Below are 15,542 nucleotides of genomic sequence, written 5' to 3'. Positions count from 1 at the left end.
GTTATAGTTTGATTTATTTAGGATTGAGTGTATTTGGAAGATAACTTAGAAAACTATTAAAAGTCCTCCGGATTGTTTAACTGGAGGACTTTTGTGTTTACATAATTATCGTTATTGGCAGTAGGGACTCGATTTATTACAAATTCATAATATAACTATTTTAGTATTTATAAACTGGAATTGCGAAATAAACAGGATATAACATTAATGCAACTTCAAGTTGACAAATTGTATGTACCAAGATATAGAACATAACCAATTAATTGCTTATAGTTTAATTTAATAAGAAGGAGGTTATGAGTATGATGTTTGGAGAAAAACTGTTTAAGTTACGGAAACAAAAAGGGTTATCTCAAGAAGCTTTAGCAGAAACATTAAATACTTCAAGACAAGCAATTAGTAAATGGGAAAATGGTCAAGGATTTCCTGAGACAGAAAAACTTCTAATGATTGGAAATATATTCGAGGTATCTATTGATTATTTGTTAAAGGAAACTGTTGAACATAATAAAGAAAATGAAGAAGGCTATTATGTAAGCAGAGAAATGGCAGAAGGCTATTTGTTGAGCACACGAAAAATTGCTAAACATATTGGTTTAGGTTTTAGTTTGTTTGCCTTAGCCTTTGAACCATATTTAATTCTTAAGCAAAATTCAGTATTTGAATTACTTCTAATTATTGTTATTGCTACATTGGGAGTTGTAGCTTTTGTATCAGTGGGATTTGATGGTGGGGAATATACAATTCTTCAAAAAGAAGTTTTGTTGTTCGATCCAAATTTTTTAAAAGAGTTAACAATAAGATACGAAAATATCAAAAGAAAATATTCGTTTATAATGGTGATCGGTTTATGTTTACTAACGGTAGGTTTTTTAGCTTTTGCGCTGGAGAAAAAGCTAAAAATGGGGGTTTTGGTACCTTATTATCCAATTTTTGTAGTTTTAATAGCTATCGGTATATATATATCAGTTCTTACTATTATGATTATTTCCGCATATCACCTATTAGTGAAAAATGAGGAGTATACAGGTCGGTTTGGCTTTAAATTAAAGCGTAAAGCAAGAAAGAAATTTGATGATTTTTAAAAATGAAATTTATTTGGTGTTTATCAATAATTTGGATCGGTACAAGGTACCTTATTACAAAAAAAGAGCAAGTTCTCATTAAGAAAACTTGCTCTTTTTTATTAAAACAAATCTTTTATTGCTTTTGATTTTTGTTTATGAATAAACATTCATAGTCGGTTAACATAACGTCCCATTATCGGTAGCAACTATTTGGATAGAATCTTTGTATGTACAGGGATTCTTCTTTTTTTGTCTGTTTATTTGGTATACAGGATTTTATACATCGTTGATATAGCGAGGATTCTAGGGATCCCAGCTATTCTTTTTTTGCATAAAATCTTGTATAAATAAAAAAAGATTTTGATGTTATTATCGAGAAGTAATACATATCGGTGTTAAAATCGGAATGTATTTCGAAATTAAATCGTTTTTAAAATCGGTTTTTATATCGGTTGCAAGTATATTCCGATTTTGATTGGAATGTTGATTTAATCGTGTTTTTTAAGTAAAAAACGTATTCCGTTTTTTGGGGAGGAATAAAAATTGGAACTAAAATCGGAAATGCACACACCGAAAATTGTTGCGGATCTTTTAGGGATTACACCCGATTTGTTAAAGGTATGGTCAAACGAATTTAATATACAAACGGAGCGAAGTCAGGGGGGGCATCGCAGATACTCGAAGGAAAATATAGAAGAATTAAAAGCAATAAAAGAAAAAATACAGGTCCAAAAATGGTCTTATGATCAAGTTCGCTCATGGCGAAACGGAGAACTTGATTCGTTTGTTTCAAAAGAAGAAAAATCAGAATTAGAAAAGAAACTGAATGAAGTATTAGAAAATCAACAGTTACAAAATCAATTTAATCAAGCACTCGTTCAAAAATTGCAAGAAATTACGAATGAATTGGTTACGACAAAAGAGCATTTAGCAAATACGGAGAAAAAGTTAACTGAAGTAGAAGGTAAAAACAGTGAATTAGAAGTTTTTATAGAGAAGAAGCTAGAGAAACGAGATCAGTTATTGCTTGAAAACATTAGAGATATGCAGGCGCAAAATCAGAAACAAAAACGGAAAGGTTTTTTCGGTTTGTTTAAAAAGTAAATTTGACTAGTGTTTTATGTAAGGTTCTAATGTCGGAAAAAGAAGAATAGAAATATAGCATACATACAATAAGGGAATGCAGTATAGATCAGTTTACAAGCATTCCCTTGCTATTAGTATGTTATTTTTTATAGAGTTTGAGTTATTACGATATAGGCCATGTATAGTAAAGATAAAAAGATAAATATATCTAGTGTTAAAAAAATGTATAAAATTATTTTTGTTTTTTTAGATGTATCATTTTTAATCATATAGATAATGAAAAGAATTGTGATTGATTGAAATAAAATGGTGAAAAATAAAAAGCTAATAGAAAATACTATAACGTTTGGTGCAAATCCGGTATTTGCAATAAGTAGAGTACTGATTATGTTAAGGATAAATGTAGTTATTATAAAAGTATATTTATAGATGTTTTTAATTTTGATCACCTACTTTAATTTTTTGTTTGATAATATAGTTGTTTATTTTCATGGTTATATATAAGTATTTTGTTATTGTTTTCATCTACAATGTAAACATCTTTTTCTTGCCAATCTATCCCGTGAGTTATATCTTTTTCGATTGAAAATAAAACATCTTTATTTCTAAATGGAATTGAATTTCGATTAGCATGAATGTTTATTTCATGTTCTTTTGTTTGAATGCTATAATCTCCTGAATAATTGGAGAAAAACGGTGTTAATTTACTATAAATATATAGAATTTCTTTTTTATCGCTTTCTTGATAAAAGTGGGAATTAATAACCTTTAGATCTGATGTTTTTATGTCCTTTGGTATAAGTAAAAAAGCAATGAGACAATAAAAGATAACAACAATAGCAATTAAAGAATATATGTAGAGAGAGGCTATTAATAAATATCTTTTGTAATTGCTTTGTTTTATTATCTGATTTTGCAAATTTGAATCCTCCTTTAATAAAGAATCAATTGAAACATTAAATAGATTGCTTAAAGCTAATAAATTGGTTAGATCGGGAAGACTTTTTCCTAGTTCCCATTTAGATATAACTTGTCTTGAAATAAATAATTGGCTGGCTACATCTTCTTGTGTCATGTTATTTATTAATCTTAAATGTTTTATTTTTTTTCCAATGTCCATATATGTACCTCCTTTAATTACTTTAATTTATTCTAATGTTAAATAGTAAGAAACGCATTGTAGCGTTATAAAAAAGGCATGCAACATTGTGTTGCATGCCTTTTTTCGGACTATTAATTTATTTTTGTTCTTTTATTCTTACAGTTTTTGTATATAAAATTATTATTTTATGCTATATTTATCTACGAATTTATATATTACATTTAAGGGGTTTTAAGGATTGAATAATTTAGCATTAAAAAAAGGTTTATCAAATCATGAATTATCAATGGTTAATTCTGAATTTGAAAAGAATAAAAAATCAAAAGGTATTGCATATTTGATTTGGTTCTTTTTAGGTGGTCTAGGTGGACATCGTTATTATGCTCGTGATTTTGGTATGGCAATTGCTATGACTTTTACATTAGGTGGATTAGGTATTTGGGCCTTTATTGATGTATTTTTTATTGGAAGTCGTATTGGTAAAAAGAATGAGGAATTGGAACGTCAAATTATTTTAAATGTAAAAGCTATGAACTCGTCTAAAAGAGGGGCTTAGTTATGTTAAATAAAAAGGACTCTTTAAATTAGAGTCTTTTTTATTTTTTATAGCTAAATTTGTAATGTGATATTTAATGAATAGGAGTTATATTATGAATACTGATAAATTAATAAATAAAATTTTACTCTCTTCTGATAAGGAATTAGTTTCTTTTATAGATCAAAATTTTTTATGTAAAAATTTTGATGATTTTTCAGATATAAAGAAGAAAGAAGAAGCTTTGTTTAAATTAGATGAAGATGTTCTTAATCATGCTATTTTTCGCCTTGAAAGTTTAGAAGAAACTTATGATAGTTCTAAAGGATCAACAGCAGGAACTAATTTAATGGGTATAATTTGTGCTTTTTTCTTAAAAGATTATGTTCTTATATTTGTTGACCCTAAGATTCATCCAAATATGCATTCTTTTCTTCAGTTAGGTATTTTTTTGATAGTTTTATATTTCTTAAGAAAAATATTAGGAAAAATGGATATTAAAAGTGAAAAGAGATCTAAAATAATTTATTTCAAGAAGTTGCTAGAGTACGTATTAAAAGAAAAGATAAAATCAAAAAAATGTGTTCTAATGTCGGGAGAAGAATAGAAGTATAGTATACATAGAATAAGGGAATGCAGTATAGATTAGTATATAAGTATTCCCTTTTTATTTTTAAATTTGAAATGTATCTAAGATATTATCTTTTTCTTCTTTATTGATTCCAATATATTTGAGCGTGATTTGTGGTGTGCTATGATTGAGTATTTCTTGCAACATGGCTACATCCTTAGTTTGTTTATAGAACCAATAACCGAAGGTTTTGCGCATGGTATGAGTCCCGATGGATTCTACATTGGCAAAATCTCCGGCTTTTTGCAATTGTCGATAAGCCTGGATCTTACTAATGGGTTGATCCCCTTTTCTTGAAGGGAATAACCAGGTACTTTCTAGTGCTTGGGCATACGAATAGACTTCATTAAAAATAGAAGTAAGATTAATTATGCGTTCTTTCTTTGTTTTTCCTTCTTTGATCTTAAATTCTTTTCTCTTTTTCCGTTTTAACTTTACTATGGTTTCTGTTTGAATTTGGAGTAGATCGCTGACACGTAATCCTGTATTGATTCCAATTAGAAAAAGAATATAGTCTCTTTTAGAACAATGACGTTTGAGGGCCCATTTCATATCTTCGATTTGTTTTTTACTTCTAATGGGTTGTACATCAATAAGATGTGGTTTTTTATTCATGGATTTATGACCTCTTATTTTATGGTGTTTTGAATGTATACTCTTGTTATGTATTTTGAGGATATCAGGGGATTTGGTGAAAAGTCAATGTTTAAGGGGAAACGAATGTAAACTAATATTTATTAGTTTACATTGAAGAATAAGCAAAAAATCCTGGTTTTTAGGGTTCTATTTCTTATTTTGATAATATTTGTATCTTATTATAGTTTATATATTTTATAATTAATTTATTTAAATTTATAGTTAAAAGGGATGATTGGACATGACAGTAGAAAAAGAAAAGGTAACTAGGCGGGTTGTTTGTAGGAAATGTAAATCTGATCAAATAGTTGGTAATAAACGTGGTTATAATTTTAAAAGGATGTTTTTAATTTTGTTTCTTATGTTAGCTACACTTATAGCTGGAATAGCTTCTATTGGGAATATAATCTCTCCTCTTTCTGGTATAGCCTTACTTATTACTTGGTTTATTATGCTCTTAGGGGCACCTATAACTTTATTCAGTGGATTTATTGGTAGAAAAAATATTGTCAATGGTTGTATGAATTGCGGACATACATGGATGCCTAAAAAATAGAATATGTATAGATCAAAAGGCAAAAAGACAGCTGATTTATTGCTGTCTTTTTGCCTTTTTTGAGTGATAAATGAAAGTAAACCTTTATTCAAAAGTTTACTTTCAAAATTAAAAAAAGAATTCTATTAATTTAGGACTCTTTTTTAGTTTAAATATGGTTAAAATAAGTGATAAATTTTAATATATTAATAAATTAATATTTATTAATATGCATTATTGCATTATTTTAGATGTTGAAATCCATATATATAATGTATAAGATGGATATATATTCCTGTTAGGAGGGATTATTTGGAACAAAATAATCGATTTTTATATTACTTTATTTTTATATTTTTTATACAAACATTAATGGTAGGAAATATGACTTTTTTTGAAACTGAAGTATTATCTACTAAAAAAATCATATTATTTACTTTTTGTGTATTAGGATTATTAATTTCTATTGTTGTTCTTTTATATAGAAAATTCAAGAAATCTTAATGTATATAAAGTATATGATGTTATTTTAACATTTATAAATTAATGAAATCTTAAATACTGTATAATCCTAATATTAATTATTTTTTATATTAGGATTATTAATATTTAATATTAATAGGGAGGTTATTTCATGGAAGAGTTAAAGGAATTTGAATTAGAAAACATTGATGGTGGTTCTTGGAAATCCCATACTATAAATGTTGTTGGTAATGTTGCTACATATGGTGGTATTGGTACTGCTATTTGTGGACCAGCTTGTGGTGTTGTTGGGGCTCATTATGGGGCTGTAGCATATGGTGTAGGGTATTTATTAGATAATAAATAATATTTTAAAAAAAGGGGATAGAATAATGAAACTAGAAACAAATTTAAATGTTGTAGATCTTACAAATGAAGAGTTAGAAATTAATGGTGGGGGTTCTTGGGCAAATGCTTCTGTTGGTGCTGGTACAGGAGCATCTGTTGCTGTAGGAGCTTTAAAAGGGGCACAAAAAGGGGCTTCTTGGGGTTCAAGAGTTGGTCCTTGGGGATTAGCAGCTGGAGCAGTAGCTGGAGCTGCAATTGGTGGATACCTTGCATATGATTGATAATTTATAAGTTTATAATATTTATAATTAGAGATTTATTTTTAAAAGTCGAGAGGATTTAATATTATCTCGGCTTTTTTATTGTTGAATCAGTTTCTTATTTTATAATTTAGGGAGCAGAATACAGTGGTTAAAAAATTTACTTTTATAAAGCAACAAGATTTAAAGGATTGTGGTCCTGCATGTCTTGCAATGATTTCTTCCTATTATGGGTTTACAATGTCTATTTCAAAGATTAGGAATATAGCTGGCACAGATTTATCAGGAACAAATATAAGGGGATTACTGGAAGCGGGAGAAAAATTAGGATTTGAGGTTAAAGCTGTAAAGGCAACAAAAATGGAAAATTTGAAAGAAATACCATTACCTGCTATTGCTCATGTAGTAGTGAATGGTGGTTTGTTACATTATGTAGTTATTCATAAAATTAAGGATAATAAAATTTATATTGCGGATCCAGAAAAAGGCTTGATAACTTATTTATTAGAGGAATTCTGTCAAATGTGGACAGGTATTCTTGTATTAATGTCTCCTGGACAAAAGTTTCAAAAAGGGAAAGAATCTCAAGGAACATTTTCTCGTTTTTTATTGTTATTAAAGCAGCAAAAAAAAATATTAGTACCTTTATTTTTTGCTTCTATTTTTTTTAATTTATTTGGATTGTTAGGAGCATTTTATTTTAAGTTTTTAATTGATGATATTGTTACGAATCAGTTGTTGCAGACACTTCATATTGTATCTATTGGGATTATTATATTGTACATTTTTAAAGTTCTTCTTTCTTATTTTAGAACTCATTTGATTTTATATTTGAGTAGAAGAATAGATATTCAATTAATGCTTGGATATTATCGTCATGTTGTAGGGTTACCTATGAATTTTTTTGAGACAAGAAAAGTAGGAGAAATTATTTCTCGATTTATGGATGCAAGTAAAATAAGAGATGCGTTATCAACAATTACTGTTACATTAATGATTGATACATTAATGGTTACATTAGGAGCAATTTTATTATATATACATAGCCCTATTTTATTTGGTGTGACTTTATTATTAATACCTTTTTATATGGGGATTATTTTTGTTTTTCATAAACCGTATCAATTAATTAATAGAGAAGAGATGGAAAGTAATGCTAGATTAAATTCTTATTTAGTAGAATCTTTAAATGGAATTGCAACAGTAAAGTCTTATAACGCTGAAAAAGAAGTGTTTTTTCAAACTGAAAGTCATTTTGTTAATTTATTAAAGAATGTATTTAAAAGAGGAATGTTATCTAATTTACAAGGATCTATTAAAATGGGACTTGAGTTAATTGGAGGGACGGTTATTCTTTGGGTTGGAGCTATACAGGTATTAAAAGGTAATATGACGATAGGTGAATTAATTACATATAATGCACTTTTAGCTTATTTTTTAAATCCAATTGAAAATTTAATTGGAATTCAACCTATGATGCAATCTGCATTAGTTGCTGGAGAACGATTAAATGAAATCTTTGATTTAGATGCTGAAAAAAGTGAAAAAGAAGATAATAAAGTCTCTCCTAAACAGTTATCTGGGAGGATTGATTGTTCTAATGTTACATTTCGTTATGGAACACGTAAGAATGTTTTAAATAATATAAGTTTTTCTATTGAGTCTGGTAGTCAAGTTGCATTTGTAGGAGAAAGTGGTTCTGGAAAAACGACAATTTCAAAATTGCTAATGCATTATTATGAATCACAACAAGGTGATATATATTATGATGATTATCATATTAAAGAAATAAATCGTACTGCATTACGAGATCAGATTGCATATGTTTCTCAGGAATCATTTTTCTTTAGTGCGTCTATTTATGAGAATTTATGTTTTGGATTAGAACGATCAGTTACGTTAGAAGAGGTTATACAAGTATGTAAACAGGTTTGTGTACATGAGTTTGTTGGTGAATTACCGTTACGTTATGAAACTTATTTAGAAGAAAATGCTTCGAATTTATCAGGTGGACAAAGACAACGTTTAGCAATTGCGAGAGCGTTATTGAAAAAACCAGATATTTTAATTTTAGATGAAGCAACAAGCAATTTGGATTCTACAACTGAAAAAAATATTACGGATATGTTAAAAGGATTAGGTTTGCAAGGAGTAACTGTTATTATGATTGCTCATCGATTAAGTACAATTCAACATGCAAGTCAAATTTTTGTAATGGAAAAAGGAAATATTATAGAGCGAGGTTCTCATGAAGAATTATTATTCCATCAAGGAGAATATTATCGTCTTTGGAAGAATCAAACAGTTCACGTAGATCATATAGAGTCACAATTTAATAAAATGAGGGGTGGTCAATATGAGTAAGATTTATTCTTTTGATCAGTTAACAGATAGTGTAGAGTTATTGGAACGAAAACCTCCTCGTTTTATCGCTGGATTACTATGTTTTCTTTTTTTAAGTTTAATAGGATTTATAATTTGGGCATATGTTGGAAAACTAGATATTGTGAGTAAAGGAACAGCAATGATACAAGGTAAGTCAGATGTAAGTGTATCTCGAGCTCAAATTCCAGGTGTTGTAGATACTGTTTCTGTTCAATCAGGAAATGCGGTGAAAAAGGGAGATACTTTGCTTCAATTAAAAAACCAAGAATTAATGGATAAACAAAATCAAATGGATCAAATTGTTAAGCATTTAGAAGGACAAAAAGAGATGTTAGAACAGTTAAAAAAGAGTATTCAATCCCATAAATTATCTTTTTCTGATGAAGTGGATAAAAAAATAAGGGAAGAATATAAAGCATATGAGCAAGGGTATCAATCTTTGCAAAATGAAAAAGAAAATGAGATAAATTTGATAGTTAATAGTAAACTATCAAATGAACAAGACGAGATTTTACAAGGGTTGATTGCAGAAAAGGAAAATATACAAAGAGAAATTAAATCTATAAATAAACAGAAAGATAAAGAAAATATATTAGATGAACAAAAACAAGTATTGGATGATAGAATTCAATCTTTAGAGTCTCAACAAAATAATATAGAAAAAAGAATAGGTCAAAGAAAAGAAACGTTAGATAGTGAAAGGAAGAAAGTTGATACAACGAAGGAAGGGAAACAAAAACAAAAGGAACATGCTTTAAATCAATATAAAGAAAGTAATATTGTTTCTGTGAATCAGCGTATTCAATCTTTAGAGCAAGAGATATTTATGAAAAAACAAGACTTTTCTGGATTACATAATCAAAATGAAACGATGATTATAAAGGCACAACAAGATGGAGTTGTACAATTCCCTTCTATTTTGCAACCTGGTGATTTAATTGATCCAGGTCAAGAGGTCGTTTCAATTATTCCGAAAGAAGATGAAAAAAAAGTAAAAATTTTGTTATCTGCTGAAGAGATAAAAGGAATTAAAAAAGGAGATAAGGTACAATATTCGTTTAAACTAAAGAAAACGGATAAACAAATAGGAGAAATATTATATGTATCTGCAAATCCTATATTTAATAAAGAATTTAAAAGCTATATGTATGAATTAGAAGCAACAATTAATACAAAGGAATTAAATGAATTACATATAGGAATGTTGGGTACAGCTTCTGTGGTGACAGGAGAAGAATCTATATGGAAGTTTATATTTAGAAAAATTATGTAATAAAATAGTAATTATAAGATATAGAGGAGATAATAGTCTGTTATGAAGAAATATACATTTGTTGTACTGTTTTTTATCTTATTAGGGATATTTAATCCTTTTAATAATAATACTTACGCTGAAGTAAATAATCCAGTTTTAAATCAAGATAGTAAGGTTTTTAGTATTCTTAAAAATGAAGATAATATTGAAGAGATTATTTCTAATATAAAAAGAAATAAATTGGTAGAATGGAATAATAAAGATTTAAATGAATTGTTAGATACAGTAGATAATATTGGTTTAAATGTAATGGATAGAGCAACTTTAAAAAGAGAAATTATTAGAGAATCTGGATTTTTAAATTTTGATTTTAAAGGTACAAAATCTGATGTTTTAGCTTTTAAGGATTTAAAAATAGAAATTATAGAAATTGATGAACCTATTATGTTATATAGAAGAAGTAAAGCTGGTGAAGTTGAATCTAAATATGGTCTTGGATATTGGTGGGGAGATAAGAAGAGAAGTATTGAAGAGACAAGAAATGAATTAGCAGTATTAGAAGCATGGGGAAATCCACTTAGTATGGAATATATTATACAAGTTCCTAAAGGAGTTAAGACGCTTCGGGGGGTTACTGCATCACAAATTCAATATTTTAATGGTACAAGTACTATTAAAGAATATAGGGAAGGTGGAGCAATACAATATTGGATTAATCATGTTAGTATTAGCTGGTTAAAATAGATTATAGACTTGGTGTGAGAAACTAATGAAAAATGATCAAGAATTTATTAATCTTATTTTAGATTGTGAAAGTATTATAAAGCAAAAAATATGTAGTATTAGTGATGTGGATGATAATAGAAGATATAATTTAATGTTAGATGAGATTAAAGGATTAATGATAACTATAAAACAAAAGAAATTGAATACTAAACAATATTATTTATTTATTACACAAATGCTTGATAAAAATGATCCAAATGAGGTTATTGTTGCTGTTTTAAGACTTAATGAATTTTATTGTAAGTATTATCAAAAACTATAGTTTTTGATAATACTTATTTTTTATATGTATTTATAAAAATGGATAACGTACAAGTTCTTATAAGTTTATGATAGAATTAAAATAGCAAAAAACCCTCGAAGTTTGGCGACAGAAAGGGTTTTTGCTTAAAGGTGATAGAGGTTGAGAAATCAAACTCTTAATTATTAATTTTGTCTAATGACATTTTATCATTAGAGTTTGTTTTCCTCAACCATTAAGGAGAGGAAAAAATGAGTAAAATTGTAAATATTGATAGTTCAGAACGGAAGTCAAGAATAACAGAAAATAAGGTTGAGGACTTTTTAGAACAAGCTAATATAGGTTTATCAGCTGAACAACAACAAGTTTTATTACAGATTTTACATAGTACTACAGGTGATGATTATTTTATTGGTAAAAAGAAAAAACGAACTGATGGGGTGAAGTTCGTGCAAATGATTACAGAGAATATTGATTATTTGTGTGAGATTGGTTATTTAACTCAACCAGAAAAAGCTTTTTTATTTGAGCTTTCAAGGTTTTTAGAGTTTAAATCAAACGTTATTATTGAAAAGAATAATGAGGAAATCAAACCAAATGCTGCTTCTCCAAGTTATTTAGCGAAAAAATTAGGGAAAACAAGAACTTCTATTTCTAAAATTATGAACGATTTATTAGTTAAAGGAATTTTAGGGGTTGCGGAAACTGGGATAACAACTGAAGATGGACGATCTTGTTCGTCTCGTACTTGGTTTGTTAATCCTAATATATTATGTAATGCACCAAAAGATGATATTGATAGAGCTACACAACAAATATTTGCAAAAACATTAAGAAATATTCAATGTGAAGGAAGTAAAAAGAAACATAAATTACCAATATATTTATTTTAAAAAAGGTGTAATTAACTATTGCACTTTTTTTTTTGTTGTTCTTTCCAAAAAATAGGTGTTAAAAAAAATTAACACAGGTGTTAAAAAAAATTAACACCCCGAACACTTTAAACCCTTGATATTACTGGTTTTTTATATTTTCCCTATCTCACTCTATATATAAGGCTAAAAGTTCCGCAAGGAACAGGTAGTATTTTTAAGCAAACCCGGCTTAAAAATCTCCACCTTTGTTAGAAAAAAGTCGCCTCGTCAATCCTCGGCTAAAGTCAAAGACTTTTCTTTTTTCTAACATCCTTGCGGAACTTTTTTTGGCTCGTTTGCTTTCATCGCCAAGCCGATAAACTCAAAAGTGGGATTTAGGCATATCAGCTTGAGCTACTCATTATACGAGCCAAACCGCTTGATCTAACGTTTCCTAATTAATTTTTACTCTATTTTTAGATACGCAATACGTGGGGTCTCCCCACACCCCGGCCAGCCTCTACCTCAAAAGTAGGGGGAAGACCAAAAACACTTATGAAAAGTAAGTGTTTACTGTGGAAGTGGTTTTTCTCTTTGAGATTCGTAGGAATCGTTGAAATTTAAACGTCTAAATAGATTTGTATCACGGATTTTGATATTTTTTGGATCAATTATAGATTGCCAAGGTTGTAAGTTCTTTTTATTTTCTCTAATTTTAGTGATTCTACTTATAATATTGTTTAACTCACGTTCATGATCTTGATTCATCACAATAAAAGTAAAGCTTGTTATTACTGTTGAGAAGCAAATCTTTAATAAAAATTCAATATGATAGATATCAGAGATTAGGTTATTAATTGTGATATAAGATGTTCCTGGTATTGGGATAATATTTGCTACGATTCGTAAGGATTCTTTTTGATCATTAATAAGTAATTTAAGAGAACAACGTGTAGTAAGAATCTTAAAGAGTTCATCTATGAATGTAATGAGTACGTGAAGTTGGGTATCGGGTGTCTCTTCATTGATTAACCATAATCCTCTATTTTCTTTTTTTGTTTTTATCAGAAAGTCTGTTACAAATTCCATATCAAGATTTTTAGGTATCTTGTTGTTTGGGAAGTATTCTCCAAAGTAACGTGTATCTTTTTCTTGTATTGGGCTAATTGGGAAAAAGGGTTCTGTATGTAACAGATAGTAATGCTCGTGAGAGCAAAGTAATGCGGTTAATAATATTGGGTCTGTATATTGTTTATTTAATTCTAGATAGTCTTCCATACGAGTAAAATGGCGGAAAAGTACATTCTCTCCTGGTGCAATTGGTAGCACCTTTTTTTCTTGGTCAAAATAATAGTAAGCTCGATAAGATAAATAAATATATTCCGCACCATAAAAGGATTTAGAACCAATTAACAGTTTATCTTCTAACTCTTTTAATTTGGCGTAACCAAGTGTTCTAGACTTATTCTTTTTTCCTTTTTGGTAGCCAAATAGGTCCAAGAATTGTGATTTTAACATGTAGGGCTGATGATGAAGCATAAATGTAAATAGATTATGATAATGCTTCATGATGAATAAATGTAATTCATCACTTAATTTTCTCTTATGTGGATCTTTCTGAATGTCATGTAAGTTTAAGATATAGGGTGAATTCGTATTATCCATAATTTCATGTACTGTATAAAAAGTAGGTGGAACGATAAATGTTGGTTGTATTGCCATGTTTTCTCCTCCTATAGTTGTTCATATCCGGATAAAAATGTCTTCGCAAATTCTTGTTTTTGTTGAATATCAATCTCCTTATAGTTACGTGTTGTCACTTCTATGGCAATGTAACCGCCATGCGCTTCACTATAGACGGCTCCATCGGGCGTTGGTTGGAATTTCCCTTGTGGATGGGACTCTACTATTCTTTTTTTGAAATCGTCGTATCTGAGGTCTTTCTGGGCCTCTGAATGCAATTGTTTTTCTGTTTTCCATGTTTCTCTTATTTCTTTTGGTAGAGAGATGTATTTTTCAGAGAGACGAATATCATGTTTGGCGTTATTTATGCCAGTTTTATATTGATATTCTTTTCCTTCTTTCTTAAATTTTTCTATTCCCTTTTCTCCTAAAACAATTTTTCCTGTGCGTTCTTCTAAATATCCGCTATGACAAAGTTTTTTCAGGCGATCTCCTTTGATGTTATATTCTCTTTCCATTTGTTCTCTGGTAGCTGTTCCAGTTTTCCAAAGCATATCCATGCCTTCAATCTCTTTTGTTTTTAGAATCCTTATATGTTTTCGTGGCGCGGCCATAGGGATGCCTCCTGTCTTTGCTTTATCTCTGTATTTAATTATTTGGGATTTTATAGCGAAGCTATGGGTTTTCGCTATAATTCGTGTTTATATGTTTCGTTTTTTATTAAACAAACATTTTTAAACAAATGTTTGTTTAATTTCATTCAAAATGTGATGCGAAGCATGGCATTTTGATCAAACAAATAAAAATGCCGGAGGGCAATTTTATTTGTCTTTTTCTAGGAAGCGTCAGCTGATCTAGAAAAAGAATCTGGACAGATGCGAAGCGTTCTGGCCAGGAAGTCCCGCAGGGCAAAATACGCCTGAAGACCATTCACTCGGCTTGCCGAGCTTGTTTTTGGTTCAAGCGTAGCGAGAATCAAAAATGAATGCGTCTGACCGCAGGCATGGAAAAGCGTTAGCTTTTATCATGCCAAGGCAGGCGTATTTTGCCCTGCTTGAGTTTCGCCGGATTTATGACGGCGGGACGATTCGTGGAATGCTCTTGATCTTCCTGATTTGACGCCGTCAAGGCGCATAAATCAGGCTCCCCGGAGGGGAGAATATGTACTTGATTCTATGTGGTACCACATAGAATCTGATTTAACTATATTATACAATATAGAAACTTGAATAGAAGGGATTTTGTAATAGGAATACATGAGAGAATAGCTAGACAAGGGCTGATCACAGAGTCTGGAACGTTTATGCCGCGAAAGTCACTTGACCATGAGGGGCACCCTCATGCAAACTCACCAGAGGTGGCCCCAGAAGGGCGGTTTTTGCCCGCTGGGGTTATCTTTGGGAGTTTGAGGGTGTAGAGGCTCGTGGTCAAGTGAACCGTGGAATAAAAAGTGTAGGACGGGACCCCCAGAAAAGGGCAAAAAATGAGGGGAACTAGCATGATAAAAGATTTTTACACCTTAGAATCACGTTATTATAAAGAAATTTGGTAGTCTTTAATTAGTCTTTAACTTAATCTCAAACTTAAGGGAGATGTATAGATGAACATTGGTAGACAAATACAATATTTTCGTAAACGGGATAATATGTCCCAAGAGAAGTTAGCAGAAAAAATTC

17 protein-coding genes and 1 pseudogene are annotated in these 15,542 nt (G+C 29.6%); 14 read left to right on the top strand and 4 right to left on the bottom strand.

Features of this window, described 5'->3' with window-relative positions:
- Positions 1 to 302 precede the first annotated feature (302 nt).
- The gene (locus ACTJJY_RS30920) at positions 303 to 1,085 is read left to right on the top strand and encodes a helix-turn-helix domain-containing protein (protein ID WP_223618541.1); all 783 of its coding nucleotides are present in this window, start codon (positions 303 to 305) and stop codon (positions 1,083 to 1,085) included.
- A 525-nt stretch (positions 1,086 to 1,610) separates the two neighbouring features.
- Complete coding sequence (locus ACTJJY_RS30915; RefSeq protein ID WP_097927655.1) at positions 1,611 to 2,171, top strand: MerR family transcriptional regulator; 561 nt, start codon at positions 1,611 to 1,613, stop codon at positions 2,169 to 2,171.
- Positions 2,172 to 2,607: 436 nt separating this feature from the next.
- On the opposite strand, the gene ACTJJY_RS30910 is transcribed toward ACTJJY_RS30915, so the two are convergent.
- Complete coding sequence (locus ACTJJY_RS30910; RefSeq protein ID WP_098277469.1) at positions 2,608 to 3,273, bottom strand: helix-turn-helix domain-containing protein; 666 nt, start codon at positions 3,271 to 3,273, stop codon at positions 2,608 to 2,610.
- 220 nt (positions 3,274 to 3,493) lie between these two features.
- Here ACTJJY_RS30910 and ACTJJY_RS30905 point away from each other — a divergent pair, with 220 nt between their 5' ends.
- Together ACTJJY_RS30905 and ACTJJY_RS30900 are read left to right on the top strand one after the other, a co-directional pair.
- Positions 3,494 to 3,811 carry a TM2 domain-containing protein gene (locus ACTJJY_RS30905; protein WP_098277468.1) on the top strand — a complete coding sequence of 106 codons (318 nt, stop codon included), beginning with the start codon at positions 3,494 to 3,496 and terminating at the stop codon, positions 3,809 to 3,811.
- 94 nt (positions 3,812 to 3,905) lie between these two features.
- Positions 3,906 to 4,397, top strand: coding sequence for a hypothetical protein (locus tag ACTJJY_RS30900; protein WP_098277467.1), 492 nt, complete (start codon positions 3,906 to 3,908; stop codon positions 4,395 to 4,397).
- Positions 4,398 to 4,463: 66 nt separating this feature from the next.
- On the opposite strand, the gene ACTJJY_RS30895 is transcribed toward ACTJJY_RS30900, so the two are convergent.
- Positions 4,464 to 5,036 (bottom strand): tyrosine-type recombinase/integrase, encoded by a 573-nt coding sequence (locus ACTJJY_RS30895; RefSeq protein WP_098277466.1) that lies wholly within the window; start codon positions 5,034 to 5,036, stop codon positions 4,464 to 4,466.
- 262 nt (positions 5,037 to 5,298) lie between these two features.
- On the opposite strand from ACTJJY_RS30895, the gene ACTJJY_RS30890 reads away from it, so the two are divergent.
- From ACTJJY_RS30890 to ACTJJY_RS30850, 9 genes are all read left to right on the top strand, one after another.
- Positions 5,299 to 5,613 (top strand): hypothetical protein, encoded by a 315-nt coding sequence (locus ACTJJY_RS30890; RefSeq protein WP_097854141.1) that lies wholly within the window; start codon positions 5,299 to 5,301, stop codon positions 5,611 to 5,613.
- A gap of 291 nt (positions 5,614 to 5,904) precedes the next feature.
- Entirely contained in the window at positions 5,905 to 6,096 is a 192-nt protein-coding gene (locus ACTJJY_RS30885; RefSeq protein WP_098277465.1) for a hypothetical protein, read from the top strand.
- A 130-nt stretch (positions 6,097 to 6,226) separates the two neighbouring features.
- Entirely contained in the window at positions 6,227 to 6,421 is a 195-nt protein-coding gene (locus ACTJJY_RS30880; RefSeq protein ID WP_000391828.1) for a Blp family class II bacteriocin, read from the top strand.
- 25 nt (positions 6,422 to 6,446) lie between these two features.
- Positions 6,447 to 6,683, top strand: a complete 237-nt coding sequence (locus tag ACTJJY_RS30875; RefSeq protein WP_000764649.1) for a Blp family class II bacteriocin — start codon at positions 6,447 to 6,449, stop codon at positions 6,681 to 6,683.
- Positions 6,684 to 6,809: 126 nt separating this feature from the next.
- A complete protein-coding gene (locus ACTJJY_RS30870; RefSeq protein ID WP_098277464.1) occupies positions 6,810 to 9,026 on the top strand; it encodes a peptidase domain-containing ABC transporter in 2,217 nt (738 codons plus the stop codon).
- The gene (locus ACTJJY_RS30865) at positions 9,019 to 10,320 is read left to right on the top strand and encodes an HlyD family efflux transporter periplasmic adaptor subunit (protein ID WP_098277463.1); all 1,302 of its coding nucleotides are present in this window, start codon (positions 9,019 to 9,021) and stop codon (positions 10,318 to 10,320) included. The genes ACTJJY_RS30870 and ACTJJY_RS30865 overlap by 8 nt, the downstream gene beginning before the upstream one ends.
- 42 nt (positions 10,321 to 10,362) lie before the next feature.
- Positions 10,363 to 11,046 (top strand): autotransporter, encoded by a 684-nt coding sequence (locus ACTJJY_RS30860; protein WP_098277462.1) that lies wholly within the window; start codon positions 10,363 to 10,365, stop codon positions 11,044 to 11,046.
- Between the two features lie 25 nt (positions 11,047 to 11,071).
- Positions 11,072 to 11,350: a hypothetical protein gene (locus tag ACTJJY_RS30855; RefSeq protein WP_098277461.1), complete on the top strand. Its 279-nt coding sequence runs from the start codon at positions 11,072 to 11,074 to the stop codon at positions 11,348 to 11,350.
- A 230-nt stretch (positions 11,351 to 11,580) separates the two neighbouring features.
- Entirely contained in the window at positions 11,581 to 12,222 is a 642-nt protein-coding gene (locus ACTJJY_RS30850) for a MarR family transcriptional regulator (protein WP_085451336.1), read from the top strand.
- 531 nt (positions 12,223 to 12,753) lie between these two features.
- Here ACTJJY_RS30850 and ACTJJY_RS30845 read toward each other — a convergent pair.
- Both ACTJJY_RS30845 and ACTJJY_RS30840 read right to left on the bottom strand, forming a co-directional pair.
- Complete coding sequence (locus ACTJJY_RS30845) at positions 12,754 to 13,905, bottom strand: hypothetical protein (RefSeq protein ID WP_440607372.1); 1,152 nt, start codon at positions 13,903 to 13,905, stop codon at positions 12,754 to 12,756.
- A gap of 11 nt (positions 13,906 to 13,916) precedes the next feature.
- Positions 13,917 to 14,480 (bottom strand): hypothetical protein, encoded by a 564-nt coding sequence (locus ACTJJY_RS30840; RefSeq protein ID WP_098312954.1) that lies wholly within the window; start codon positions 14,478 to 14,480, stop codon positions 13,917 to 13,919.
- 986 nt (positions 14,481 to 15,466) lie between these two features.
- Here ACTJJY_RS30840 and ACTJJY_RS30835 point away from each other — a divergent pair.
- Positions 15,467 to 15,542 (top strand): annotated as a pseudogene (locus ACTJJY_RS30835) (XRE family transcriptional regulator); the annotation flags it as partial.

The organism is Bacillus sp. 22475 (genome assembly GCF_052044835.1).
GTDB classification, from domain to species: Bacteria; Bacillota; Bacilli; order Bacillales; family Bacillaceae_G; genus Bacillus_A; species Bacillus_A cereus.
The sequence above is the reverse complement of the archived record's forward strand: the minus strand, read 5'-3'. Positions and strand labels throughout refer to the sequence as shown.

Excerpts from the sequence above, each read along its gene's own strand:
- ACTJJY_RS30865 (WP_098277463.1), top strand. The coding sequence starts at position 9,019 with ATGAGTAAGATTTATTCTTTTGATCAGTTAACAGATAGTGTAGAGTTA.
- ACTJJY_RS30855 (WP_098277461.1), top strand. The coding sequence starts at position 11,072 with ATGAAAAATGATCAAGAATTTATTAATCTTATTTTAGATTGTGAAAGT.
- ACTJJY_RS30875 (WP_000764649.1), top strand. The coding sequence starts at position 6,447 with ATGAAACTAGAAACAAATTTAAATGTTGTAGATCTTACAAATGAAGAG.
- ACTJJY_RS30910 (WP_098277469.1), bottom strand. The coding sequence starts at position 3,273 with ATGGACATTGGAAAAAAAATAAAACATTTAAGATTAATAAATAACATG.
- ACTJJY_RS30845 (WP_440607372.1), bottom strand. The coding sequence starts at position 13,905 with ATGGCAATACAACCAACATTTATCGTTCCACCTACTTTTTATACAGTA.
- ACTJJY_RS30840 (WP_098312954.1), bottom strand. The coding sequence starts at position 14,480 with ATGGCCGCGCCACGAAAACATATAAGGATTCTAAAAACAAAAGAGATT.
- ACTJJY_RS30895 (WP_098277466.1), bottom strand. The coding sequence starts at position 5,036 with ATGAATAAAAAACCACATCTTATTGATGTACAACCCATTAGAAGTAAA.
- ACTJJY_RS30850 (WP_085451336.1), top strand. The coding sequence starts at position 11,581 with ATGAGTAAAATTGTAAATATTGATAGTTCAGAACGGAAGTCAAGAATA.
- ACTJJY_RS30900 (WP_098277467.1), top strand. The coding sequence starts at position 3,906 with ATGAATACTGATAAATTAATAAATAAAATTTTACTCTCTTCTGATAAG.
- ACTJJY_RS30860 (WP_098277462.1), top strand. The coding sequence starts at position 10,363 with ATGAAGAAATATACATTTGTTGTACTGTTTTTTATCTTATTAGGGATA.
- ACTJJY_RS30920 (WP_223618541.1), top strand. The coding sequence starts at position 303 with ATGATGTTTGGAGAAAAACTGTTTAAGTTACGGAAACAAAAAGGGTTA.
- ACTJJY_RS30880 (WP_000391828.1), top strand. The coding sequence starts at position 6,227 with ATGGAAGAGTTAAAGGAATTTGAATTAGAAAACATTGATGGTGGTTCT.
- ACTJJY_RS30890 (WP_097854141.1), top strand. The coding sequence starts at position 5,299 with ATGACAGTAGAAAAAGAAAAGGTAACTAGGCGGGTTGTTTGTAGGAAA.